We start from the raw sequence: 7,087 nt of genomic DNA on the forward strand, positions 1-7,087 counted from the left end.
GTCCGTGCACGGCTGCCCGCCTCCAGCGAACCGCCGTGCACGGACACGCGCTCGCGCATCCCCAGCAGACCGTATCCCCCGCCGGCCCCCGGGGACGCGCCGGTGCCTCCTGCGCCGTCGTCCACCACCTCGACCGTCACCTCGTCCGGCGCGTACGCGATCCGCACCCGGGTGCGGGCCGACCCGGCGTGCTTGCGCACATTGGTCAGCGCCTCCTGGGCGACGCGGTAGAGCGCGAGCCCCACCGGCAGCGGCAGCGGGCGCGGCTCGCCGCTGATCCGCAGCTCGGTCGGCTGGCCCGCCGCGCTCGCCTCGGCGACCAGCCGCTCGATGTCGCCGACGCCGGGCTGAGGCGCCGGCGGCTCCTCCTCGGGCTGGTCGGCGCTGCGCAGGACGCCGAGGAGCTGCCGCATCTCGCTGAGCGCCTCCCGCCCCGACGCCTCCAGCGTGACGAGCGCCTCGCGTGCCGTCCCCGGGTCGGTGTCCAGGGTGGCCCGCGCGCCCCCGGACATCAGATACATGGTGGTGATGTGGTGCGCCACGATGTCGTGCAGCTCCCGCGCGATCCGGCGGCGCTCCTCGGCGACGGCGCGCTCGGCCAGCAGCCGCCGGTTCAGATCCAGCTGCCGCTGCCATGTGCGCGTCCCGACGGCGGCGACGGCGATGATGGCGATGGCCGCCAGATTGGCGGAGATCCGCAGCCAGAACGGCTCCGAGCCCTGCACCGTACGCACCACGGACACCCCCAGCGTCGCCGCGCAGGCGAGCACCGCGGTGCGCGCCGGGCCCTGCCGGATCACCGTGAACAGCGCGACGGCGAGGGTGGCGCCGAAGGAGTCCGGCATCGGGGTGATGACGCCCACGGCCAGCTGCACCGCCAGCACGGCCCCGAGCACCGGCAGCGCGCGCCGGCGCCGGTCGAGCAGGCACAGCGCGCCCAGGACGGTCAGCGTGATCCCGGCCTCGGTCCGCAGCTGCCCCCGGCCCAGGCTGGTCGCCACGCAGGCGGCCACGTCGATCGCGCCGACGGTGAGCGCGATCAGCAGGTCGTTACGGGTCCGGGGCATCATCCGGGCGACTCCTTCGGGGACGGTACGCGCCGCCGGACCCGCCCCGGAGGGCGCACCGGGCCAGGGCACGGGGCACACGGGGCACAGGGCACGGGGCACGGGGCACGGCAACCGGGGCGGCACGCACTATCGCACCCGATCCGGGCGCGCCCCGCATCCGGATCAGTGAGGGTCCGGCGCCCAGGACCCGGGTCCGGTGCGGCGGGCGGCCCCCGTACCCGGGTCCTGGGCGCGTTCCCTTCCCCGGGCCGACGATTCCGCCGGATCGCGCTGATGGCCTGGAGGCAGTCCGGGAGAGCCCGCTCCCGGCACGTCCCCAGGGAAGGGAAACATGCTCCGCGGAATCACCTCGTTCGCCGTCCGGCACCGCTGGAAGACGCTGCTCGTCTGGGTCGTGCTCGGCGCGGCCCTGACCGTCGTCGGCCAGACGATGATGTACAGCGTGACCAATGCGGAGTCGGGCGACTTCCTTCCGGACAGCTACGACTCGGCCGCCGCACTGCGGATCGCCGAACGGGAGTTCGGCGAGAAGCCCGACAGCAACGCCGTCACGCTGCTGGCCGCCCGCGAGGACGGTGAGCGGCTGACGCGCGCGGACCAGCGGCGCATCGAGGAGACGGCCGACCGGCTGGGCTCCCGGCGGATCGAGGCGGACAAGCCCGAGCCGTTCGGCACCGACTACGCGCAGACGCCCCGGGTCTCCCCCGCCTCGCTGTCCCCCGACCGGACGTTCCAGCTGCTGACCGTCTCGCTGCACGGGAACCTGAACGACCCCGCGCTGCACGAGGTCTACAAGAAGTTCCGGGACTCGGCGCGCAAGGACTTCGCGCGCGCCGGTCTACGCACCGGTTTCACCGGGGGCATCGCCGACACGGTGGACTCGCTGGAGGCGAACGAGAGCACCCAGAACGCCGTCCACATGCTCACCCTCGGCCTCATCGTGCTGCTGAACGTGCTGGCCTTCCGCAGCATCCTGGCCGCGCTCGTCCCGCTGGTCGCGGTGACCGTGGTCGGCGGGGTCGGCCTGGGCGCCGTCGTCGGCATGGCGAAGCTGTTCGACATCCAGCTCGACGCGTCCACCCCGTCGCTGATCGGCGTGGTGCTGCTGGGCATCGGCATCGACTACTTCCTCTTCCAGCTGTTCCGCTTCCGCGAGCTGCTGCGGGCGCGCCCCGGGCAGCCCGCGCGGGCCACGGCGGCGGAGGCGTCCGGCCGGGTGAGCGGCGCGGTCGCCTCGGCGGCGCTGACGATCGTGGCGGCCTTCGCCACGCTCGGGCTGGCCGGCTTCGGGCAGTTCCGGGTGCTCGGCCCGGCCATCGCCGTCGCGGTGCTGGTGATGCTGCTGGCGAGCCTCACCCTGATGCCCGCGCTGCTGTCGCTGTTCGGGCGCGCGATGTTCTGGCCGTCCCGGTCCTGGAAGCGGGAGCGCGGCGGCGGGCCGAGCGCCCGGCTGGGCCTGGCCGTGAGCCGGCGGCCGGTGCGGTACGCCTGCGGGGCCCTGGCACTGATGGGGGTGCTGGCGGCGGGTGTGACAGGGGTGAAGATGAGCTACGACCAGCCGGAGGGCAAGGAGACCGCCGCCTCCCGGGTCTCCGACGAGATCGCCCGGAGCCTGCCCGCCGGAGCCACCGACCCGCACACCGTGTACGTACGCAGCACCAGTGGCCGCGCCCTGGACCGGGGCGCGGTCCGGGACCTGGCGGACGCCGTCGGCGGCGTCGACGGCGTGGGGAAGGTGGGGCGGCCGGCGCTGAGCGAGGACGGCTCGGCGGCCCGGTTCCCGGTGGTCCTCGGGGTCGGATCCGAGTCCCAGCGGGCGCGGGACCTGGTCTCCGGCCCGGTGCGGAGCGCCCTGGCACGGCACGCCCCCGAGGGCGCGGAGGCGCACATCACCGGCACGGCGGCCGTCTTCGCCGACATCTCCACGGCGGTGGAGAAGGACCTGCGGCTGGTGTTCCCCGTCGCGGCCGGGCTGATCGGGCTGATCCTGCTCCTGCTGCTGCGCTCGCTGGTCGCCCCGCTGGTGCTCATGGCGGTCATCGGCTGCGGCTTCGTCGCCACGCTGGGCGCGGCCACGCTCGTGTTCCAGCACACCCTGGACCGGCCCGGGGTCTCCTTCACGCTGCCGCTGGTGCTGTTCCTGTTCGTCGTGGCGCTGGGCACCGACTACAACATCCTGATCAGCGACCGGATCAGGGAGGAGATGGCCGGGCCGGTCCCGGCGCGGCGCGCTGTTGCCGAGGCCGTACGGCACACCGCGCCGACGATCGCCACCGCCGGGCTGGTGCTCGCGGGCTCCTTCGGCGCGCTGGTCGCCGACCCCCAGACCCAGGAGCTCGGCTTCAGCACCGGGCTGGGCATCCTGCTGTCGGCCCTGGTGCTGGCCACGGTGCTGGCGCCCGCGCTCGCCGCGCTGCTGGGGCGGGCGCTGTGGTGGCCGCGCCGGCCGCGCGGGGCGCACCCGGGCCACCGGAGGGGCCCGGAGCACGAGGCGGCGGACGGGGACCGCACGCGGGCGCCGGCCGTCAGCCCGTGAGGTGGCGCTGGACGACGGGGGCCAGCCGGGTCCGCAGCTCCTCCAGCGGCTCCGAGGCCACCGGCTCCATCCGGATCACGTACCGCAGCAGCGCCGTACCCACCAGCTGCGCGGCCACGAGTTCGACGCGGAGCCGGGCGTCCGGCACGTCCAGCACGGCGGCGGCGCGGTACAGCAGGTTCTCGGCGAGGAGGCGGCGGAAGACGGCGGCGGCCCGCTCGTTGTTCACCGCGGAGCGCAGCACGGCCAGCATCTGGTGCCGGGTGCGCGGGTCCTCCCAGACCTGGAAGAACGCGTCGACGATCCGCTCCCCCAGTTCCTCGGAGCCGACGGCCTCGAAGGCGTGCGGCACCGCGTAGGCGGGCGCGAACGCGCTCTCGACCGCGGCGGTGAACACCTGTTCCTTGGTGCCGAAGTAGTGGTGGACGAGGGCCGCGTCGACCCCGGCGCCGCGCGCGATACCGCGTACGGACGCCTTGTCGTACCCCCGCTCGGCGAACTCGGTGCGCGCGGAGACGAGGATGCGCTCGCGGGTGCCGGGCCCCTCCTGCTCGCTTCCGCGCGCCGGGCGCCCGCGCCTGCGCGCGGGCTCGGGACCGGGGCCGGGCTCGCCCGGTGCGGCGGGCGTGCCAGGCGTATCGGGCGTGCCGGGCGTGCCGGGCGCGTCTCCGGCGGCGGCGCCGCGGCTCACGGCTCCGCCCGCTGCGGGGCTGCGGCCAGGTGCAGCCGGGTGTACGCGAGGGCCTCCGCGAGGTCCGCCTCCCGCTCGGCCGCCGACATCGCGCGGCGGGTGTTGACCTCGACCACCACATGCCCGTCGAAGCCGCGCAGCGCCAGTGACTCCAGCAGCTCGGCGCACGGCTGCGAGCCGCGGCCCGGCACCAGGTGCTCGTCCTTGCCGGAGCCGAGCCCGTCCGCGATATGCACATGGCCGAGCCGGTCGCCCATCCGCTCGACCATGGCGAGGGTGTCGGTGCGGGCTGTGGCGGTGTGCGAGAGGTCGATGGTGAAGTGGCGGTAGTCGTTGCTGGTGGGGTCCCAGTCGGGCGCGTAGGCGAGCATCTCGCGGTCCCGGTAGCGCCAGGGGTACATGTTCTCGACGGCGAACCTGATGTCCGTCTCACCCGCCATCCGCCAGATGCCGCGCTCGAACTCCCGGGCGTACGCGCGCTGCCAGCGGAACGGGGGGTGCACGACGACCGTGCTCGCACCCAGCCGCTCCGCCGCCGCGCGGGCCCGCTTCAGCTTGGTCCACGGATCGGTCGACCACACGCGCTGCGTGATGAGCAGGCACGGCGCGTGCACGGCGAGGACGGGCACGCCGTGGAAGTCGGACAGCCTGCGCAGCGCGTCGATGTCCTGGCTGACGGGATCGGTCCACACCATGACCTCGACGCCGTCGTAGCCGAGGCGCGCGGCGATCTCGAAGGCCGCCGCCGTGGACTCCGGGTAGACGGACGCCGTCGACAGCGCGACCTTCGCGGCGGGAACGCTCACGGGTTGCTGGGCCACGCCAGTCACCCTAGAGCGCCGCACACGCGGCGTCCGCCCCGGCCCGGGGACGGCGGGGCCCGGCCCGGCTCACGCCGAGCGCAGATGGTCGAGACGGCGCAGGATGACGCCCTCACGCAGCGCCCACGGACAGATCTCCAGCGTGTCCACGCCGAAGAGGTCCATCGTGCCCTCCCCCACCAGCGCCCCCGCGAGCAGCTGACCGGCCCGGCCCTCGGAGACGCCGGGCAGCTGGGCCCGCTCCCCGGTGGGCATCACCGCCAGCTTCGGCACCCACTCCTCCAGCGTGGACCGGCTCAGCTCGCGCTGCACATAGAGCCCGTCCGCCGTGCGGGCCGCCCCCGCCAGCCGGGCCAGCTGCTTGAACGTCTTGGACGTCCCGACCACGTGGTCCGGCGGGTTGAAGCGGCTGAACTCGCCGACCGTACGGGCGATCTCGGCCCGTACGTGCCGCCGCAGCGCCCGTACGTCCGCCTGGTCCGGCGGGTCCCCGGGCAGCCAGGCCGAGGTGAGCCGGCCGGCGCCGAGCGGCAGCGAGACCGCCGCGTCCGGCTCCTCGTCCAGGCCGTACGCGACCTCCAGCGAGCCGCCGCCGATGTCGAGCACCAGCAGCCGCCCGGCCGACCAGCCGAACCAGCGGCGCACCGCGAGGAACGTGAGCCGCGCCTCGTCCGCGCCGGACAGCACCTGCAGCTTGACGCCGGTCTCCTCGGCGAGGCGGCCCAGCACATGGTCGGCGTTCGTGGCCTCCCGCACGGCGGACGTCGCGAACGGCAGCAGGTCCTCGACGCCCTTGTCCTCCGACACCTCCAGCGCGTGCGCGACGGTGGCGGCGATCTGGCCTATCCCGTCCTCGCTGATCGCGCCGTCGGTGTCGAGGAGTTCGGCGAGCTTCAGCTCGGCCTTGTGCGAATAGGCGGGCAGCGGACGCGCACCGGAGTGCGCGTCCACGACGAGCAGGTGGACCGTGTTCGAGCCCACGTCGAGGACACCGAGTCTCATACACAGCACGCTAGCGGCCTTCGTCACCCGGTGCGGTGCGGAAGGCCGAGGTCCGGCACGGGGTGCGGGGTACGGGCGCACCGGATCCCGCCCCGTACGCTGGGCGTGTGGGTACGACGAATGCGGCTGAGCGCGGCAATCAGGACGGCGGCGGCGTGCGCAGGGCGCGCGACGAGGAGACAGGGCTCGACTTCACGCGCGCCTGGGTGGAGTTCCCGGACCCGGCGGACGACGAGCAGGTCTTCCGCTGCGACCTGACCTGGCTGACCTCCCGCTGGAACTGCATCTTCGGACGCGGCTGCCAGGGCATCACCGAGGGCCGGGCCACCGACGGCTGCTGCACGCTCGGCGCGCACTTCGCCGACGAGGAGGACGAGCAGCGGGTCGCCGGGCATGTGGCGCGGCTCACACCCGAGCTGTGGCAGTTCCACGGCGCCGCCCAGCAGAGCGGCTGGACCGAGGTCAACGAGGACGGCGAGCGGCAGACCCGCCGCTACGGGGGTGCGTGCATCTTCAACAACCGCCCGGACTTCCCGGGCGGCCCCGGCTGCGCCCTGCACACCCTCGCCCTGCGGGAGGGCCGCGAACCGCTGGAGACCAAGCCGGACGTGTGCTGGCAGGTGCCGATCCGGCGCACCTACGAGTGGGTGGAGCTGCCCGACGGCGAGGACGTGCTCTACGTCACGATCGGTGAGTACGACCGGAGGGCGTGGGGCGGCGGCGGGCACGATCTGCACTGGTGGTGCACGTCAGCGCCGTCGGCGCATGGCGCGGGCAAGCCGGTGTACGAGTCGTACCGGCCGGAGCTGATCGAGCTGATGGGCGCCGCGGCGTACGAGGAGCTGGCCGCGCTGTGCGAGCGGCGCCTGGCGTCCCAGCTCCCCCTGCTGGCCCCGCACCCCGCCGACCACGACTAGGGCAAGAGCCAGGGCCAGGAGGCGGGGAGCGGGCTGGGTCGGGGCTGCCC

Annotated in this window: 6 protein-coding genes; 2 read left to right on the plus strand and 4 right to left on the minus strand. The window is 74.6% G+C overall.

Translation table 11 applies throughout. From position 1 onward, the window contains the following. The coding region (locus G5C65_RS27685; protein WP_165301752.1) for a sensor histidine kinase at positions 1-1,067 on the minus strand (1,067 nt) is incomplete at its 3' end. A gap of 334 nt (positions 1,068-1,401) precedes the next feature. Between G5C65_RS27685 and G5C65_RS27690 the strand changes: the two genes are divergently transcribed. Then, positions 1,402-3,606: an MMPL family transporter gene (locus G5C65_RS27690; RefSeq protein WP_165301753.1), complete on the plus strand. Its 2,205-nt coding sequence runs from the start codon at positions 1,402-1,404 to the stop codon at positions 3,604-3,606. Here the strand turns inward: G5C65_RS27690 and G5C65_RS27695 are convergent. The 3 genes from G5C65_RS27695 to G5C65_RS27705 are packed head-to-tail and all read right to left on the minus strand — an operon-like array spanning position 3,596 to position 6,120. After that, positions 3,596-4,297, minus strand: a complete 702-nt coding sequence (locus G5C65_RS27695) for a TetR/AcrR family transcriptional regulator (protein WP_165301754.1) — start codon at positions 4,295-4,297, stop codon at positions 3,596-3,598. The two genes, G5C65_RS27690 and G5C65_RS27695, sit on opposite strands and share 11 nt — an antisense overlap. Beyond that, a complete protein-coding gene (locus G5C65_RS27700) occupies positions 4,294-5,127 on the minus strand; it encodes a sugar phosphate isomerase/epimerase family protein (protein WP_420903365.1) in 834 nt (277 codons plus the stop codon). Before G5C65_RS27700 ends, G5C65_RS27695 begins: the two co-directional genes overlap by 4 nt. 60 nt (positions 5,128-5,187) lie before the next feature. Continuing rightward, positions 5,188-6,120, minus strand: coding sequence for a Ppx/GppA family phosphatase (locus G5C65_RS27705; RefSeq protein ID WP_165301755.1), 933 nt, complete (start codon positions 6,118-6,120; stop codon positions 5,188-5,190). A 107-nt stretch (positions 6,121-6,227) separates the two neighbouring features. Here G5C65_RS27705 and G5C65_RS27710 point away from each other — a divergent pair, with 107 nt between their 5' ends. Further along, the gene (locus G5C65_RS27710) at positions 6,228-7,037 is read left to right on the plus strand and encodes a DUF3109 family protein (protein WP_165301756.1); all 810 of its coding nucleotides are present in this window, start codon (positions 6,228-6,230) and stop codon (positions 7,035-7,037) included. Positions 7,038-7,087 lie beyond the last annotated feature (50 nt).

The organism is Streptomyces boncukensis (assembly GCF_011045075.1).
GTDB classification, from domain to species: domain Bacteria; phylum Actinomycetota; class Actinomycetes; order Streptomycetales; family Streptomycetaceae; genus Streptomyces; species Streptomyces boncukensis.

Coding starts and splice junctions, on each gene's coding strand:
- G5C65_RS27690 (WP_165301753.1), top strand. CDS start 1,402: ATGCTCCGCGGAATCACCTCGTTCGCCGTCCGGCACCGCTGGAAGACG.
- G5C65_RS27705 (WP_165301755.1), bottom strand. CDS start 6,120: ATGAGACTCGGTGTCCTCGACGTGGGCTCGAACACGGTCCACCTGCTC.